The sequence below is a fragment of the Streptomyces hokutonensis genome (assembly GCF_042751305.1).
Classification (GTDB): Bacteria; Actinomycetota; Actinomycetes; order Streptomycetales; family Streptomycetaceae; genus Streptomyces; species Streptomyces hokutonensis_A.
The window spans coordinates 1,187,176-1,202,507 of the sequence record NZ_JBHYWD010000001.1 but is presented as its reverse complement, the minus strand read 5'-3'; the positions used below and the strand labels follow the sequence as shown (position 1 = coordinate 1,202,507).

Genomic DNA, 15,332 nt, shown 5'->3' with positions numbered 1-15,332 from the left:
GGGCACCCCCCTCCCTCGGGGGCCCCCCCCCCCCCCCCACCCGGCCCCGCGGCTTCTCTATAACAAACATCAAGGTGGGGGGGGGGGGGGTGGGCCCCCCCCCCGCCCTCGCGTACACGCCTACTTCTTCTGGAAGGCCTTCACCTGGCAGGCGGTTTCGATCTCATTGAAGTGCGGAGGATTCGGCTGGCTCTGGTCGAACGAGTAGTCGGAGCCGCCGGGGGCCATGGTGGCCCTGATGCCGTGGGCGTTGAGGCATTTCACCATGACCCGCAGGTCGTCGGAGTAGTCCGGATTCTTGGCCGGGTCCAGCTCCGGCGGCGTTATCGGCTGCTTCGACGCGCAAGCCTTGGCACCGGCCTTCTCGGCCGAGGTGGTCGGCGGCCCCTTCAGCGGCCCGCCCTTCGCCCTCAGGCAGGCGTACCAGCTGTCCCACATCCGGTCGGTCTCCTCGGTGGAGCTGTCCAGCCGGATGACGGGGCGGCCGGCGTCGGGGTCCGTTGTCCGCGTCGGTGTCCCAACTGCCTTGCCCGGGCTCGCGATCGAGGCCACATCGCTGTCGCCGGCACTGCTTCTGTCACTCCCGCTGCCCGAGCCGCCGCCACCGCACGCGGTGAGGACGACAACGCCCGCTGCGCCGACGGCGGTGAACAGGGCTGCCCGCGCGGAACGGCCGGAAACCGGCCACCTGCGATGAGAGGGGTTCGTCATGGCGGCCACTGTGGCCGAACCATATGAGGATCCTGTCAGATTGCTGACAAGGGCCTGTCTGAAACCGGCCGGGCAGCCGGCCCCGGGCCTCCGTACGAATAGTCGGTTGCCGACAGGAAAGGCGCCCGACGAAGGCGTAGCCACCGCGATCGGGCATGGGCCGTCCACGACCGATGGCACAAACCTGATGTCGGCTTTCGCGGCGGCTGTGCGATTGGGCATCGCCTTCATCATCCACGCCACCGAAACGTCGACCGACGTGATCTTCAGTTCGACGAGCCTGCTGTACCTCGGCCTCACGCTGCTCGCCCTGCATGTGGCCGCTGTCGGGACCGGTTGGTCCGGCAGGGGCCGCAGCCGTCGCCGCTGTGCGGCGTTCACCGACCATCACACGGCGCAGGAAGCAGTGAGTGGAGGAGATCGGTCATGATCCAGGCAGCGGACGTCCGAGAGCAGCGTAATCACGATGTCGTTGATGACGGCGGTCTGCCGCAGCGGGCGGCGATCGCCGTGGACACGGTGGTGGCGACAGCAGTCGCGTTGCTGCTGGGCGGCACGATGGTCACGATGGGTCGTTGAGCTGCCGGTTGCACAGGGCGTCGACCTGTTCGCGGGCCTGCGGCTCCAGCTCGGCGGGGAGCAGGTGACGGTAGCGGCGTTGCTCGCCGAGCAGGACCTGCACGGTCCGGTCGCAGACCGGTTCGGGGTCGTACTGCTTGTGCGGGAAGGCGAGTGCGGTGTAGTCGTAGAGCCGGTCGGCGGGGTTGTCGCGCCATTCCTTCCACGTCCCGAACATGGTGTCGTTGAAGCCGGTGGGGAAGGGGCCGGGATCGATCGTCGCCACCGTGACACCGGACTCGGCGAGTTCCTGGTCGACGGTGAGTCCGGCCACCGAGGACATGAGGACGATACGGCCGCTGCCGCGGGCCGCCATCTGCCGGGCGATGCCCTGGGTGAGCAGGACAGGGCCGAGGACGTTGACCTCGAACTGGCGGCGCAGCCGCTCCTCGGGATGTCGGCGGTCGTGCCGCCCTCGGAGACACCGGCGTTGTTGAGGAGTACCTCGACGCCCCAGGTCCAGGCGTTCTCCCGGTCCCCGGGGTCGGTCACGTCCAGTTTCCCGACCCGCAGCTTCTTACCGCGCCGACCTGGGCGATGATCTCCACGCCCGCGTTCACCTCGTGCCCGGCCGCGGAGAGTCGTAGCGCCACATCTTTACCGAAACCGCTGCCCGCACCGGTGATGAGTATCGGTCCCGTCATGTCGTCGCGCCCTTCCCTGACGGGTGTCCGGTCGCTCCGGACACCCGGATGCCCCCCGACCCGCAGTTACCCCGCGCGGGTTCGCTGACAAGGCCGTGGCTGCCGCTTCGGCCACGGCACTGGCGCACTCCGCCGTCGGCACCGGGCGAGCTGCGGCCGTGGCTGATCGTGCGGTGCGAAGAGGCACAGGTCAGCGGCGGCGCAGCATCATGACGACAAGGACGATGACAATAATGACGACGACGGTACCCAGACCGATATACATGAGCTTCTCTTTCCTTCGGGGAACAGCACTCACCGGTGCCGCAGAACCCGAGTGCCCCGGTCACAGCCTTTCAGCCCTCCGAGAGGCCAGTTGCCCCGATGCGGCACGCACCCATAGCGGCCGGCGGATCACCCGCAGGAGACTGTCCGGCGTGGCCAGCCGCGGTCGCACCAGTACGGGCCTCCACAGCCACCGCGGTGATGTCTCCTCCGACGAGCGGTGAGGCGCCTTCGCCCGGGTACACGGACACAGATCAAACGGCGGCAGGAGAAGGCCGGTTGATCGCCACCCACGGTGGTTCACGACGGCAGGCGTCAGATCGGCAGGGCATCCCCACCGACACCGGAACAGACCACCGACAGCGTCAAGGCCGACGTAGCCGAAATCAAGGAGAAGGCACACCGATGACCCAGGACACACCGCACACCGGCGATGAGGCAGCCCTCTCCACGGAGGAACTGCGTGAGCAGGTCGAGGCGACCCGCGAGGAACTCGGCGAGACCGTCGAGGCGCTCGCGGCCAAAGCCGACGTCAAGGCCCGCGCCCAGGACAAGGCACACGCCGTCAAACAACAGGTCGGGGAGAAGACGGCACAGGCCGAGGCCCACCTGCGGAACACGGCAACGAACGTGATCCACGTGGTGCAGGACAAGACCCCGGAGCCGGTCCGCGAGAAGGCCGGCCAGGGCCTGCAGGCGGTACGAGCCAACCGCGCCCCGCTGCTCGCCGTGGCCGGCGCGTTCATCGCGCTGCTGCTCATCCGCCGTTCCAGGAAGCACCGATGAAAGTGAGCGAGGTCGCTTGCACACCGCTCGGCGTGGCCATGGGCGCCCTCAGCGGCATGGTGGCCGGTACGGCGTTCTAGCAGGTCTGGAAACGGATCGGCCGCGACGACACCCCCGACGAACACCGCACCTGGCCCGAGGCCCTGTCCGCGGGCGCCCCGCAAGGAGCGATCTTCGCCGGCTGACCGGCACCTGGCCCGGCTGACCACTTCTTTCGGCGTCCCCCGCAACCCGAACCCGAACCCGGGCGGACGCCGACAGGCAGCCGGCTTCCAGAAAGTAGACACCCTCCACCTCAGGGGCATCCTGGAAGTCGGCTGAGCAGGTCGTGATCGAGCCCGCCCGGCTCCCCGCTCCGCGCCCCTGCTCAGCCCACCGGTCCTGCGGTACATGACAGACAATTGCTGCTGGCGTCGTCGGTAACTCGACGTCGTGCTTCCTCGGACTCCCGACGGGGAGTCGTGGTCCTGGGTAGGTGTCTCAATCGGTGCCGGGTTGGACGAGCTTGAAGACGAGACGGGCGGCGGCCCGTCGGGCGGCTTGACGCAGGCGCACCGGGGCCGGGCGGGCGGGAGTCTGCGCGGGAGCGACTGCCAGGCGGGGGAAGAGGATTTCGGCGTTGGTGCGGTTGACGGCCTGGAGGACACCGGGGTCGACACCGCTGTCGAGACCGTTGGCGAAGTACTGGCTCGCGATGGCGGGGGCGAACGGCCAGTCGCTGCCGAAGAGGATGTGTCCGGGGCGGGCGAAGGCGAGCAGCGTGGGCAGGGCGGCGGAGCTGGAGGACAGCGCGGTGTCGTAGTAGAAGCCGCGGAAGTCGTCCAGCACGTCCAGTGGGCTGCGTCCGGTGTCGCCGGCGATGGCGATGGCCATGCGGTGGGAGGCGTATGGCACGAAGCCGCCGGCGTGGCTGAGGATGAACCGGATGTTCGGGTACGTGCGTACGACGCCGTTGCGGACCAGGAGGTATGCGGCCCGGGTGGTGTCGAGGAGGAAGTCGGCGGCGAACGGCGGGATCCCGTCGGCAGCGGGTGCCGGGAGATCGGCGGGGTGGACGAACACGACGGCGCCCCGGTCGTTCAGGGTCTGCCACAGTCCGTCCTGGCCGCCCGCGCCGACGTAGACACCCTGATTGTTGGCGAGCAGGGTGACCCCGTCGGCCCCCAGCTCGTCCAGGGCCCGCTCGGCCTCGACGGCGGAGGCGGCGGCATCGGGCATGGGCAGCGTGGCAAAGTACCCGAAACGGCCCGCGTGTTCGGCGGCGAGGGACGCGGAGAAATCGTTGAGCCGCCGGGCCAGGCCGGCGGCCTCGCCCGGATCGGTGAGGAAGCCGGTGCCCGGAGTGGAGACCGAAACGATCGCCGTGGCGGTGCCCAGCAGGTCCATCACCTCCAGGGCCGACTCGGCGCTCCACTCGGGCAGTTCACGGCCGCCGGCTTCGGCGATGCCCGCCTGGGCGAGAAGGTCCCGGTAGAAGGAGGGAACGATGTGCTGGTGCACGTCGACCCGGCCCGCCGCGCCGGTCACGAGGCGTCCTCCGGGGCCTGGAGGGCGCGCATGCCGTCCCGCAGGGTGACGTTGCTGATGTGGAGGCGGCTCGTCGGGCGGCTCCCCCGGGGTTCTGCGCGTACTGGGCGTGCTGGACCTGCTGGGTGACGCGCTCGGCGGCGACGGCCGCGGAGGTCGTGATGTCGAGGTTTCCGGCGTAGGCGGGCAGGTGGTCGGTGGTGCCGGTGACTTGGAGCATCACCGTCAGCCTGATGCCGGTGAACCTGCCCGCCCGCGGCATGGGCGTCGGCCGGCTCCAGGCCGGGCAACAGGTCCGACAGCGGGTCGATCGGCGCCACATGGTGCTCAGCCGCACGCGGTGGCCGACGGGGTGCCTCACGGTGTGATGCGGTCGGCGTCATCCCTTGCTCCTCGATGCCATGCGGGTGGCCGCGTCCCAGACCAGCTGTGCGTGCAGCTCGAACATCGCCACCAGGTCGACCGCGTCGCCGTGGATCTCCCGGTGCACGAACAGACCGTCGGCGCCGGCGACGGCGTAGGTGGCGAGCGTGCGCAGGGCATCCTCGTCCAGATCCGGGAACACGGTCCCGGCCACTTCGGTGATCTTCTGGGTGGCGATGTCACGGACCTGGAGGAACACCGTCCGGCCCCGGGGCTCGGTGGGCCGCCGCTCCAGAGCGAGCATCAGGCCGAGGCGCAGGAAGTCCGGCGCGTCGACCAGCGACTTGGCCACGTTCGCCGCCAGGACGGTCACGCGCTCCAGCGGCGTGCCCGTCTCTTCGCCGGGGAGCTCGACTGCTGCCAGCCAGGTCTCGAAACTGCGCTCGATGACGGCGGCGATCAGGTCGTCCTTGTCCTTGAAGTGCCAGTAGATCGAGCTCGCCGGCAGCCCGCACTTGGCACTGACCGCCGCGATGGACGTGCCCTCGTAACCGCGCTCGCCCGCGATCTCCACCGTGGCGTCGAGGATGCGCTGCCGCGACTCCACCCCGTTCGCCCGCTTCTTGCGCGTCGCCTGCGGCCCGCTCATCGGATGTGGCCTTCCTCTCGTGCCGGCACTTGACCCCGTTCGTCACCCATCTTACCGTAGCGATCACTCCAACTGGAGTAAACACTACAGCAACGTGATCGCAACACACCGCGACAGGGACGACAGCGAGGTGCCTGGTGAGCGAGTCCAGAGCCGGAGACATGACCTACGACGTGGCGGTGATCGGCTACGGACCCACGGGAGTGACCGCGGCGAACCTGCTGGGGGCGATGGGCCTCAGGGTCGTCGTCCTCGAGCGCGACGCCGAGATCTTCACCCGCGCCCGCGCGATCTCCACCGACGAGGAGGTCCTGCGGATCTGGCAGCGCACCGGTCTGGCCGACCGGCTCAAGCGGGACATGCTGGCCGAGCGGCCCCTCGATTTCGTCGACGCGCGCGGCCGGCCGTTCCTCAGCGCGCACCCCACCCCGCGCGGACACGGGCATCCGCCGCAGATGTTCATCTACCAGCCGGCGCTGGAACGGGTCCTGCGCGACGGCGCCGAGCGGTACCCGAACGTGGAGATTCTGCTGCGGCACGAGTGCCTACGGCTCCAACAGGGGCCGGACGGCGTCGAGTTGACGGCCCTCTCCACCGCCGACGACTCCGTACGACGCCTGCGCGCCTCCTACGTCATCGCCGCCGACGGCGGTTCCAGCCTCACCCGGGCGCAGCTCAACATCGGCTACGAGGGCAGGACGTACGAGGACCGCTGGGTCGTCATCGACACCGAGATGCTGGAGCCGTGGCCGGACCACGACCGGCTGCGCTTCCGCTGCGACCCGGCCCGGCCCGCCGTCGACTGCCCGACCCCGCTCGGGCACCACCGCTGGGAGTTCCCGATCCTGCCCGGCGACGACGAGCAGTACCTGGTCACGGACGACGCGATCCACGCGATGGTGTCGCGGTACGGGATCGGCCGCGACCAGATCAAGATCCTCCGGGCCACCGTCTACAGCCACCATGTCCGCTTCGCCGCCCGCTTCCGCATGGGCCGCGTCTTCCTCGCCGGCGACGCCGCCCACGCGATGCCGCCGTGGATCGGCCAGGGCATGGCCGCCGGTGTACGCGACGCGGCCAACCTGTGCTGGAAGCTGGCCGCCGTGCTGCGCGGCGAACTGCCCGAGGCGGTACTGGACAGCTACGAGGCCGAACGCAAGCCGCACGTCAAGGAGATCACCAAGCGGGCGGTGTTCGTCGGGCGGATCATCACCGAACGACGACTCCCGGTGACCCGTATCCGGAACACCGCACTGCGCGGCCTCAACCGCATACCGGGCTTCAGCAACTGGCTCCAGCACTCCAACTGGATACCCGTCGCCCAATACGCAGAAGGCTTCCAGGCCCGCCCCCGCACCAAGGCGTCCGGCCACCAGATCCCGCAGCCCTGGGCGACCGCCCCCGACGGTGAACGCGTACGGCTGGACGACGTACTTGGCAGCCGCTGGCTGCTCCTGCACGCCCACTCGGCGGTGCCGCAGCCCGCGTGGGACCGCCTCGGTGTTCCCTCGCTCACCGTCACGCCCGCCGGCTCCGAGCCGGCCGAGGACACGGTCGTCGACAGCGAAGGCGTCCTGCTGCCGTGGATGGCCGGGCATCGCGCGGCCACGCTCGCCCTGCGCCCGGACGCCTACGTCTACGCGGCCGCACCCACCGGTGCTCAACTCCCGCCGCCTCCCGCCGGTTTCGCCCCGGCGTCGCACGCGACCGCCTCGATCGCCCGGTAAGGACTGCCATGACCACGCACACCGAACTGCCGTCGATGCGAGAGTCCTTGCTCGATGTCGTCGGCAAGAAGATCTTCGTCGCGGAGACCGGAGACGGCCCGCCCGTACTGCTGCTGCACGGCGGCGGCCCCGGCGCCTCCGGAATCTCCAACTACCATCGCAACATCGCCGAGTTGGCCAAGGAGTACCAGGTCATCGTCCCCGACCTGCCCGGCTACGGCCGCAGCACCAAGGGCGTCGACGGCGCCGACCCCTTCGGGTACCTCGCCGACGCGATCCGCGCCCTGCTCGACCAACTCGGCCTGGACAAGGCGCACTTGGTCGGCAACTCCTACGGCGGTGCCTGCGCCCTGCGACTCGCCCTGGACACCCCCGACCGCGTCGACCGCATGGTCCTGATGGGTCCCGGTGGCATCGGCACCACCCGCGCCCTGCCCACCCCGGGCCTCAACAGCTTGCTCAACTACTACTCCGGGGACGGCCCTTCGCGGCTGAAGCTGGAGAAGTTCATCCGCACCTACCTGGTCTTCAACGCCGCCGACGTGCCGGACAGCGTCATCGACGCGCGCTATGCGGCCAGCATCGAACCTGAGGTCGTTGCGGCTCCGCCGCTCAGGCGCCCGACGTCACTGCGCGCCGTCTGGAAGATGGACTTCACGCGCGACAAGCGTCTGGCCCGGCTGCCCGTGCCGACCCTGGTGCTGTGGGGCGCCGCCGACAAGGTGAACCGACCCAGCGGCGGCCGGATGCTGGCCGAGCGGATGCCCAACTGCGATCTGTACGAGGTCGCCAACACCGGGCACTGGGTCCAGTTCGAACGCGCCGAGCTTTTCAACCGGCTGTGCGCCGACTTCCTGGCAGGCCGCCGATGAACACCGCGGCTTCGGTCTTCGGCGCAGTCCACCTGGGCTACGTCGTCATCGAGACCAACCGCTTCGCCGACTGGCGCCGCTTCGGCACCGAGGCCATCGGCATGCACCGTGACGACCTCGACTCCGGCCTGATGCGGTTCCGGCTCGACGACCAGGAATGCCGTTTCCTGCTACGGCGCGGACCGGCCGAGGACGTCGTCGCCACCGGCTGGCACCTCGACGACCACACGACCTTCGAGCAGATCGAGGCCCGTATACGCGCCCATGGCGTCCCCGTCGTCGAAGGCACCGAGGAGGAGGCGGAGTTGCGCGGCGTCGAACGTCTCCTGCGTTTCCCCGGCCCCAAGGGCATCACCCAGGAGATCTACACCACGCCCGTCCTGACGCCCGAGCCGCTGCGGATGCTCGCGTCCGGGTTCGTCACCGGCGACTCCGGCATGGGCCACATCGCGATCACGTCCACCAAGCCGGCGCAGATCCGCGGCTACTTCAACACCGTCTTCGACGCCCGGCTGACCGACTACATCGACGAGACCATCAGCGGCGTCAAACTCAAGATCCGCTTCCTGCGGGTCAACGAACGCCACCACTCCATCGCCGTCGCCGCCGTCCGCGGCCTGCCGATCGACCCGGTCCGCACCCGCGTCCAGCACCTCAACATCCAGGCCGCCACCCTCGACGACGTGGCCCGCAGCTACCAGCGGGTGCACGAACTCGGCTTCGACATGGCCCTGTCCGTCGGCCGGCACACCAACGACAAGGAACTCTCCTACTACGCCCGCACCCCCTCGGGCTTCGAATGGGAGGTCGGCTGGAACCCCGTCGTCATCGACGAGACCACGTGGCAGCCCAGCACCCACCAGGGCATCAGCATCTGGGGCCACACCCCTGTCGGCCAGACGATCGTCGACAAGCTCGACCAGTTCCGGCGCGGCGCCCGCTCCCTGGCCCGCCCCGAGAAGACCGTCCCCGCCCTCAGCGGCGCAGGTATCCCCGACGACTGACCGCCGGGCCGGAGCAGATTGCCTACGGCTCGGCGAGGTTCGTGGTGCGTGGCTTCGGAGTCGCTGCGCCAGGAGATGCCGGTCTTCGTCCGCATCGCAGGGCCTGCCAGGCGGTCATCTCCGCCGACGGCAAACTCGTCGGCGCCCGCCGCAAGCTCAAGCCCACCCACGTCGAACGCACCATGTTCGGGGAGGGAGACGGCTCCGACCTGGTGGTCCACGACACCGAACTCGGCCGCGTCGGTGCCCTGTGCTGCTGGGAACACCTCCGACCACTCACCAAATACGCCATGTTCAGCCAGCACGAACGGTCGACGTAGCAGCCTGGCCCAGCTTCTCCGTGTACAAGGGTGCGGCCTACGCGCTCGGCCCGGAGGTCAACACCGCGGCCTCCCAGATCTACGCCGCCGAGGGCCAGGTCCTCGTCCTCGCCCCGTGCGCCGTGGTCGGCGAGGCCGGCCATCGACCTGTTCTGCGACACCCCGTCAAGCAGCAACTGCTCCAGCGCGGCGGCGGCTTCGCCCGGATCTACGGCCCCGACGGCCGCCCACTGGCCGACCCGCTCCCCGAGGACGCCGAGGGCATCCTGTACGCCGACATCGACCTGACCGCGATCCCGTTCGCCAAGGCCGCCGCCGACCCGGTCGGGCACTACGCCCGGCCCGACGTCACCCGGCTCCTCCTCAACCGCTCCGAGCGACGCCCCGTGGAGTACGCCGCCTACACCGGCCCGTCGGCCGAGCACTTCGCCGGTGCCGAGGCGATCATCACGGAGCCGGAGTCGGAGCCGGCGCGAGAGCCGGAGGCGACAGCGGTCGGCTGACGCCGGCTGAGTGCGTCGAGGGCAAGTACCTGACCCCGAAACGGAACTCCCGCCGCCGACCAGGCTCCAGTGACAAGGCGGCGGCGAGTTCCGGGCGGTTGAAGGCGTCCGTGGGTACCTCGACGGGCTCCAGCGCGATGGACCCACGCCGGTCCCGGGCCAGAGTGTCGCCGGTGAACACGTGCATGAACCCGCCGTCCTGCCACACCCGTAGTTCGGCTCCGGTCCCGGGGTCGCTCAGTACCGTCTCGGACCGGCCGCCGGGTCCGGGGGCCAGGTCCGCGAAGCACGCGTCGATGACGGCGTCGCCGAGCCCCTTCGGCGTGCGGAAGTCCATGTCGGGGCGGTGGTCCAGGGACAGAAAGGCCTCCTTTCCACTTAGCGGAATGAGGGAGGCATCGGTGCAGATCAGGGTGTGCGCGGGGATCTGCAGGACCAGGTCGTCGATGGGGCTGGAGAGGGTGAAGTACGGGTGCCAGCCCGCCGCGTAGGGGGCGGTGGTCTCCCCCACGTTCGTCGCCGTGATCTCGATGCCCAGGTCACGGCGGCCGACTGTGTACTCCACGTCCAGGTCGAGCGCGAACGGGTAGCCGGGGTACCGGCCCGGTCGGATGGTCGTGCTGCGCATCAGGAGCCGTGCCGAGTCGGGCGTCATGGTGGCCGCGACGAGCCGGAACGGTGCTTCGCGTGCGAAGCCGTGGTAGACCGTGCGGTCGCCGACGCGGCCGGGCAGCAGGTCGTGGTCGCGGCCGCCGTGGTGGTAGCGGCCGTCGGCGACACGGTTGGGGAACGGGGCGAGCAGGCCCGCCCGTACGCCGTCCTGCGAGAGCAGTTCCGCCTCGTCGCGGTAGCCGTCCGTCAGTTCCGTGAGCTGCCCGGCCGTCCCGCTTGCGACCCGCCAGCTCAGCAGCGTCGCCCCGCGCAGGGCGAGGACGACACGCACGGCACCGTCCGGCGCGGAGACCGTCACGGTGGGTTCGTCGCCGAGGCGGCCCTCGGCGATCCGGAACGTGTCGGCCGTGGCGCCCCGCGCCCCGCCCCCGCCTGTCACCCGGCTTCCGGTACGAGCTTCTTCGCGCCCGTCATGATGGCCACCGCGTCCTCCATGGAGTGCGACTGCGGGGTGATGACCCCGGCGCAGCCGCCGAGGCGCTGGATGTGGATGCGGTCGGCGACGTCGAAGACGTTGGGCATGTTGTGGCTGATCAGGATGATGCCGAGACCTTGGTCGCGCAGGTCGCGGACGAGCTTGAGGACCTGGCCGGTCTCGCGGACGCCCAGCGCGGCGGTGGGTTCGTCGAGGATGACGACCCGGCCGCCGAAGGCGCCCGCGCGGGCGACGGCCACCGACTGGCGCTGGCCGCCGGAGAGCGTCTCCACGGCCTGGTTGATGTTCTGCAGGGTGCTGATGCCCAGCCGCTTGATGTGGTCGGCCGCCTGGCGCTTCATCTCGCCGGTGTCGAGCATGCGGAACACCGAGCCGAGTACACCCTTGCGACGGATCTCGCGGGCGAGGAACAGGTTGCTGGCGATGTCCAGCGCCGGGGCCACGGCGAGGGTCTGGTAGACCGTCTCGATGCCGGCCTCGCGGGCGTCCTGCGGGCGTTTGAAGTTCACCTCGGTGCCGTCGACCAGGATGCTGCCCTGGTCGGGGACGAGCGCTCCGGAGAGGCACTTGATCAGGGTGGACTTGCCTGCGCCGTTGTCGCCGATGACGGCGAGGACCTCGCCGGGGTAGAGGGTGAGGTCGACGTCGTTCAGGCCGACGACCCGGCCGAAGACCTTGACCAGGCCCTTGGCTTCGAGAACGGGGGTGGTGGGGGTCGTCACGACTTCACACTCCGGATCCACTGGTCGACGGAGACAGCCGCGATCACCAGCACGCCGACTGTCAGGACTTGGTAGTTGGGGTCGATCCCGGCCAGTGCCAGACCGTTGACGAAGACCTGGACGATGAGCGCGCCGATCAGCGAGCCGAGCACCACACCGCGTCCGCCGAACAGACTGGTGCCGCCGATGACGACGGCCGTGATGGACTGCAGGTTGGCGTTGAGACCGCTGTTCGGGTCGCCGCCGCCGACCCGGCCGACCAGGATCCAGGCGCCCACGGCGATGGCGAAACCACCTACCAGGTAGGCGCTCAGCAGCACCCGGTTGACGGAGATGCCGGCGAGGCGGGCTGCCTCGATGTCGTCACCCACGGCGTACAGGTGGCGGCCCCAGGCGGTGTAGCGCAGTGCGTAGCCGACCACCGCGTACAGGGCGATCATGAGCAGGACGCCGGTGGTCAGGTTCAGTTGCCCGATGGAGACCGTGTCCGCGCTCCACATGAGGATGTTGCCCGGGTCCAGCGAGACGGTCTGGCCCTTGGCGTAGATGAGCGTGATCGCGGTGAAGATGCTGAGGGTGCCGAGCGTGACGATGAACGGTGGCAGCTTGATCCTGGTCACCAGCAGCCCGTTGACGGCCTGCGCGGCGATGGCCACGGCCGCTCCCGCGAGCAGGGCCAGGACACCCGGCACGTGGTTGTCCGCGACGAGCTTCGACATCAGCAGCGAGGCCAGCACCATGACGGCGCCGATGGACAGGTCGATGCCGGCCGTGAGGATGATGACGGTCTGGCCGACGGCCAACGAGCCGATGACGGCCACCTGTTGGGCGACGAGCGACAGGTTCTGCAACGCGTAGAAGCGGTCGTTGATGAGGGAGAACACGATGGCGGCGAGCACCAGGACGATCGCCGGGCTGAGTGCCGGCTGACGGTGCAGCACCGCCTGGATGCGCTGGGCCGGCGTGGCGGGCCGGTTGAGGAAGTCCTCCGCCGGCGCCGGTGTCGCTTCACTGTCCACGTGGGTGGTCACAGGGGGTCCTTCCGGTTCTGTCCCTCGTGCGGGCCTTCGAAGGAGCTCATGAGGTACGGGCTCATGACGTACGGGCTCGTGTGGTGCGGGTGGGCCGCCGGTGCTCTGACGGCTGCCGGCGGCCCACCCGGCCGGCCGGGTCAGCTGCCCCAGCAGGCGGAGGCGGCCTGCGTCGGGGACTGGACCGTCAGACCGCCGATGGCCTTGGCGGCGACCAGCGCGGTGCCGGTGTCGTAGAACGACTTGCCGTTGGTGACGCTGGGCTTGCTGCCGCCGCGGGCCAGTTTCGCGATGGAGCTGACGCCGAGGGCCGCCATCTTGCCGGGGTACTGCACGGCGTCGGCGGCGAACTCGCCGCTGGTGACGTTCTTCAGGCCCGAGCAGCTGCCGTCGATGGCGTAGATCGCGACGCTCTTCTCCTTGTTGGCCGCCTTCAGCGCGTTGTACGCGCCCTCGCCCGCCGGCTCGTTGATCGCGTAGACCACGTTGATGTTCGGGTTGGCCGACAGGCAGTTCTCCATCGCGGTGCGTCCGCCGTCGATGGCGCCCTGGGTGGGCTGGTGGCAGGCGACCGTGTACGTGCCGCCCTTGCCGCCGGTGTACTTGCCGGTCTTGGCCTCCTTGCCGTTCTCGGTCTTGCTGCCCGGGTCGATGCCCATGCCCTCGAGGAAGCCGTGGTCGCGGTCGATGTCGACCGAGACGACCTGGTTGTTGAAGAGGTCGAGCATGGCGATGACGGCCGGCTTGCCGTCCAGGGCGGCCGCCGCGTACTGGCCGTCGAGCTTGCCCGCCTGCTCGTTGTCGGTGGCGTAGGTGATGTCTGCGACGTTCGCCGGGTTCGGGGCGGTGTCCAGGGCGATCACGAAGAGGCCGGCCTGCTTGGCGCGCTTGAGCGCGGTGTTCACGGCGTCGCCGTTGGTGGTGATCAGGATGCCCTTGTCGCCGCGCGAGACGGCGTTGTCGATGGCGGTGATCTGGGTCTGGGTGTCGCCGTCCGACGTGCCCGCCGCCACGGTGAGGCTCACCTTGTCCTTGGCGGCCTGCGTCTTGGCGTCCTTCTCCATGCTCACGAAGTACGGGTTGCTCAGCGTCTTCAGGATCAGCGAGACACCCACCTTCCCGCTGCCGGACGGAGAGGAGCCCGAGTCGGAGGAGCCGCAGGCGGCGAGGGTGGCGCCGAGGCAGACGGTGACGCCGATGGCCGCCGCCCGGGTGCGCCGACTGCGGAGGCCCGTTGCCTGGCTGGAGGAGAGGTTCATGACGTGATCCCTTTCGAGCCGTCCCTTGGTCGACGCTGAGACAACGTTGACTCGACGGGATAGTGGGCCCGTATGGACGAGCGCGTCAAGACACTGGTAAACATGCGTCGGCAACAAGTCGGTAACGCGTAACCGGTTGGAGACAACGATGACTCAGGGCGAGCCGCCGTCGCAGTCCCCCCGCAGCCGCCCCACGATGCGCGAGGTGGCGGCACTGGCAGGCGTCGCCATCAAGACGGTCTCCCGCGTGGTCAACGAGGTGCCCACCGTCGATCCGGCGATCGCCGCCCGGGTGCGCGAGGCGGCCGACAAACTGGGCTACCGGCCCAACCTGACCGCCAGCAGCCTGCGCCGCGGGGACGGCCGCACGGCCACGATCGGGATGCTCGTCGAGGACGCGGCGAACCCCTTCTCGGCGGCCCTGAGCCGCACCGTCGAGAACGTGGCGCGGGAGCGCGGAGTGCTCGTGCTGGTCGGAAGCCTCGACGAGGACCCGGCCCGGGAACGGGAGTTGGCCCGCGCTCTCATCGACCGGCGGGTCGACGGCCTGGTGATCGTGCCGGCCGGCCGCGACCACAGCTATCTGATCAGCGAGCAGCGCTCGGGCACGTGCATGGTCTTCGTCGACCGCGAGCCGAGCCTGCTCGACGCGGACACCGTCGTCTCCGACAACCGGCAGGGCGCCCTCACCGCCGTCAACCACCTGCTGAAGTCCGGCCACCGCCGCATCGCCTACCTCGGCGACCGCGCGACCATCTCCACCGCCGCCCAGCGTTTCGACGGCTACCGGCACGCCCTGGAGGTCGGGCACATCGAGTACGACGACGAGATCGTCCGGCACACCGGGGCCAGCGAGGAATCCGCGATCGCCGCGACCCGGCGGCTCCTGGCCCTGCCGAACCCGCCCACCGCGCTGTTCACCAGCCAGAACTTCGTCACCATAGGAGCCGTGCGGGCCCTGCGCGCACTCGGTCTGCAGGACACCGTCGCCCACGTGGGCTTCGACGACTTCCCCCTGGCCGACATCCTCAGCCCGGGCATCTCCGTCATCGCCCAGGACGTCGAGCAGTTGGGCCGCACAGCCGCCGAGATGCTCTTCCGCAGACTGGACGGCGACCGGTCACCCACCCGGGCCATCACAATTCCGACGCGGCTGATCGAGCGGGGGTCCGGCGAGATTGCAGCCGGCGGCCCGAGTCGTATGTCGAGCGTGCCCTGATCCGG

17 protein-coding genes and 2 pseudogenes are annotated in these 15,332 nt (G+C 69.8%); 11 read left to right on the top strand and 8 right to left on the bottom strand.

The features are described 5' to 3' along the window. Nucleotides 1-120: 120 nt before the first annotated feature. Complete coding sequence (locus ACFXC1_RS05630) at nucleotides 121-711, bottom strand: hypothetical protein (protein ID WP_381239113.1); 591 nt, start codon at nucleotides 709-711, stop codon at nucleotides 121-123. A 106-nt stretch (nucleotides 712-817) separates the two neighbouring features. Between ACFXC1_RS05630 and ACFXC1_RS05625 the strand changes: the two genes are divergently transcribed. After that, nucleotides 818-1,141 (top strand): hypothetical protein, encoded by a 324-nt coding sequence (locus tag ACFXC1_RS05625; RefSeq protein ID WP_381239111.1) that lies wholly within the window; start codon nucleotides 818-820, stop codon nucleotides 1,139-1,141. Continuing rightward, complete coding sequence (locus tag ACFXC1_RS05620; RefSeq protein WP_381239108.1) at nucleotides 1,138-1,290, top strand: hypothetical protein; 153 nt, start codon at nucleotides 1,138-1,140, stop codon at nucleotides 1,288-1,290. Before ACFXC1_RS05625 ends, ACFXC1_RS05620 begins: the two co-directional genes overlap by 4 nt. On the opposite strand, the pseudogene ACFXC1_RS05615 reads toward ACFXC1_RS05620, so the two are convergent. Beyond that, a pseudogene (locus ACFXC1_RS05615) lies at nucleotides 1,274-1,973 on the bottom strand (SDR family NAD(P)-dependent oxidoreductase). The gene ACFXC1_RS05620 and the pseudogene ACFXC1_RS05615 overlap by 17 nt on opposite strands. 571 nt (nucleotides 1,974-2,544) lie before the next feature. On the opposite strand from ACFXC1_RS05615, the pseudogene ACFXC1_RS05610 reads away from it, so the two are divergent. After that, nucleotides 2,545-2,646, top strand: a pseudogene (locus ACFXC1_RS05610) (phage holin family protein); the annotation flags it as partial. Beyond that, on the top strand, nucleotides 2,643-3,023 hold the full coding sequence (locus ACFXC1_RS05605; protein ID WP_381239105.1) for a DUF3618 domain-containing protein: 381 nt from the start codon (nucleotides 2,643-2,645) through the stop codon (nucleotides 3,021-3,023). The pseudogene ACFXC1_RS05610 and the gene ACFXC1_RS05605, both read left to right, overlap by 4 nt. A gap of 480 nt (nucleotides 3,024-3,503) precedes the next feature. Here ACFXC1_RS05605 and ACFXC1_RS05600 read toward each other — a convergent pair whose 3' ends face one another. Further along, entirely contained in the window at nucleotides 3,504-4,550 is a 1,047-nt protein-coding gene (locus tag ACFXC1_RS05600; RefSeq protein ID WP_381239102.1) for an amidohydrolase family protein, read from the bottom strand. A gap of 206 nt (nucleotides 4,551-4,756) precedes the next feature. Between ACFXC1_RS05600 and ACFXC1_RS05595 the strand changes: the two genes are divergently transcribed. After that, nucleotides 4,757-4,918, top strand: a complete 162-nt coding sequence (locus ACFXC1_RS05595) for a hypothetical protein (RefSeq protein ID WP_381239099.1) — start codon at nucleotides 4,757-4,759, stop codon at nucleotides 4,916-4,918. 11 nt (nucleotides 4,919-4,929) lie between these two features. On the opposite strand, the gene ACFXC1_RS05590 is transcribed toward ACFXC1_RS05595, so the two are convergent. Next, nucleotides 4,930-5,562 (bottom strand): TetR/AcrR family transcriptional regulator, encoded by a 633-nt coding sequence (locus ACFXC1_RS05590; RefSeq protein ID WP_381239096.1) that lies wholly within the window; start codon nucleotides 5,560-5,562, stop codon nucleotides 4,930-4,932. A gap of 161 nt (nucleotides 5,563-5,723) precedes the next feature. Here ACFXC1_RS05590 and ACFXC1_RS05585 point away from each other — a divergent pair, with 161 nt between their 5' ends. From ACFXC1_RS05585 to ACFXC1_RS05565, 5 genes are read left to right on the top strand one after another with little or no spacing between them, the layout of a single operon-like run. Then, entirely contained in the window at nucleotides 5,724-7,289 is a 1,566-nt protein-coding gene (locus ACFXC1_RS05585; RefSeq protein WP_381239483.1) for a bifunctional 3-(3-hydroxy-phenyl)propionate/3-hydroxycinnamic acid hydroxylase, read from the top strand. A gap of 8 nt (nucleotides 7,290-7,297) precedes the next feature. Beyond that, entirely contained in the window at nucleotides 7,298-8,161 is an 864-nt protein-coding gene (locus ACFXC1_RS05580) for an alpha/beta fold hydrolase (RefSeq protein WP_381239093.1), read from the top strand. Continuing rightward, nucleotides 8,158-9,165 carry a VOC family protein gene (locus tag ACFXC1_RS05575; RefSeq protein ID WP_381239091.1) on the top strand — a complete coding sequence of 336 codons (1,008 nt, stop codon included), beginning with the start codon at nucleotides 8,158-8,160 and terminating at the stop codon, nucleotides 9,163-9,165. The genes ACFXC1_RS05580 and ACFXC1_RS05575 overlap by 4 nt, the downstream gene beginning before the upstream one ends. 44 nt (nucleotides 9,166-9,209) lie before the next feature. After that, a complete protein-coding gene (locus ACFXC1_RS05570; RefSeq protein ID WP_381239088.1) occupies nucleotides 9,210-9,485 on the top strand; it encodes a nitrilase-related carbon-nitrogen hydrolase in 276 nt (91 codons plus the stop codon). A 20-nt stretch (nucleotides 9,486-9,505) separates the two neighbouring features. Further along, nucleotides 9,506-9,988, top strand: coding sequence for a nitrilase-related carbon-nitrogen hydrolase (locus ACFXC1_RS05565; RefSeq protein WP_381239086.1), 483 nt, complete (start codon nucleotides 9,506-9,508; stop codon nucleotides 9,986-9,988). On the opposite strand, the gene ACFXC1_RS05560 is transcribed toward ACFXC1_RS05565, so the two are convergent. The 4 genes from ACFXC1_RS05560 to ACFXC1_RS05545 all read right to left on the bottom strand — a co-directional run bounded on the left by ACFXC1_RS05560 (nucleotide 9,933) and on the right by ACFXC1_RS05545 (nucleotide 14,108). Continuing rightward, the gene (locus tag ACFXC1_RS05560; protein WP_381239083.1) at nucleotides 9,933-11,039 is read right to left on the bottom strand and encodes an aldose 1-epimerase; all 1,107 of its coding nucleotides are present in this window, start codon (nucleotides 11,037-11,039) and stop codon (nucleotides 9,933-9,935) included. The two genes, ACFXC1_RS05565 and ACFXC1_RS05560, sit on opposite strands and share 56 nt — an antisense overlap. Then, nucleotides 11,036-11,818 (bottom strand): ATP-binding cassette domain-containing protein, encoded by a 783-nt coding sequence (locus ACFXC1_RS05555; RefSeq protein WP_381239080.1) that lies wholly within the window; start codon nucleotides 11,816-11,818, stop codon nucleotides 11,036-11,038. The genes ACFXC1_RS05560 and ACFXC1_RS05555 overlap by 4 nt, the downstream gene beginning before the upstream one ends. Beyond that, a complete protein-coding gene (locus ACFXC1_RS05550; protein ID WP_381239077.1) occupies nucleotides 11,815-12,849 on the bottom strand; it encodes an ABC transporter permease in 1,035 nt (344 codons plus the stop codon). Before ACFXC1_RS05550 ends, ACFXC1_RS05555 begins: the two co-directional genes overlap by 4 nt. A 140-nt stretch (nucleotides 12,850-12,989) precedes the next feature. Further along, nucleotides 12,990-14,108: a substrate-binding domain-containing protein gene (locus ACFXC1_RS05545; protein ID WP_381239074.1), complete on the bottom strand. Its 1,119-nt coding sequence runs from the start codon at nucleotides 14,106-14,108 to the stop codon at nucleotides 12,990-12,992. A gap of 148 nt (nucleotides 14,109-14,256) precedes the next feature. On the opposite strand from ACFXC1_RS05545, the gene ACFXC1_RS05540 reads away from it, so the two are divergent. Beyond that, nucleotides 14,257-15,327 carry a LacI family DNA-binding transcriptional regulator gene (locus tag ACFXC1_RS05540; RefSeq protein ID WP_381239071.1) on the top strand — a complete coding sequence of 357 codons (1,071 nt, stop codon included), beginning with the start codon at nucleotides 14,257-14,259 and terminating at the stop codon, nucleotides 15,325-15,327. The last annotated feature ends 5 nt before the right edge of the window (nucleotides 15,328-15,332 follow it).

Bases quoted from the DNA above. Each gene is read 5' to 3' on its own strand.
- ACFXC1_RS05630 (WP_381239113.1), bottom strand. From the start codon at position 711: ATGACGAACCCCTCTCATCGCAGGTGGCCGGTTTCCGGCCGTTCCGCG.
- ACFXC1_RS05620 (WP_381239108.1), top strand. From the start codon at position 1,138: ATGATCCAGGCAGCGGACGTCCGAGAGCAGCGTAATCACGATGTCGTT.
- ACFXC1_RS05605 (WP_381239105.1), top strand. From the start codon at position 2,643: ATGACCCAGGACACACCGCACACCGGCGATGAGGCAGCCCTCTCCACG.
- ACFXC1_RS05590 (WP_381239096.1), bottom strand. From the start codon at position 5,562: ATGAGCGGGCCGCAGGCGACGCGCAAGAAGCGGGCGAACGGGGTGGAG.
- ACFXC1_RS05585 (WP_381239483.1), top strand. From the start codon at position 5,724: ATGACCTACGACGTGGCGGTGATCGGCTACGGACCCACGGGAGTGACC.
- ACFXC1_RS05580 (WP_381239093.1), top strand. From the start codon at position 7,298: ATGACCACGCACACCGAACTGCCGTCGATGCGAGAGTCCTTGCTCGAT.
- ACFXC1_RS05575 (WP_381239091.1), top strand. From the start codon at position 8,158: ATGAACACCGCGGCTTCGGTCTTCGGCGCAGTCCACCTGGGCTACGTC.
- ACFXC1_RS05545 (WP_381239074.1), bottom strand. From the start codon at position 14,108: ATGAACCTCTCCTCCAGCCAGGCAACGGGCCTCCGCAGTCGGCGCACC.
- ACFXC1_RS05540 (WP_381239071.1), top strand. From the start codon at position 14,257: ATGACTCAGGGCGAGCCGCCGTCGCAGTCCCCCCGCAGCCGCCCCACG.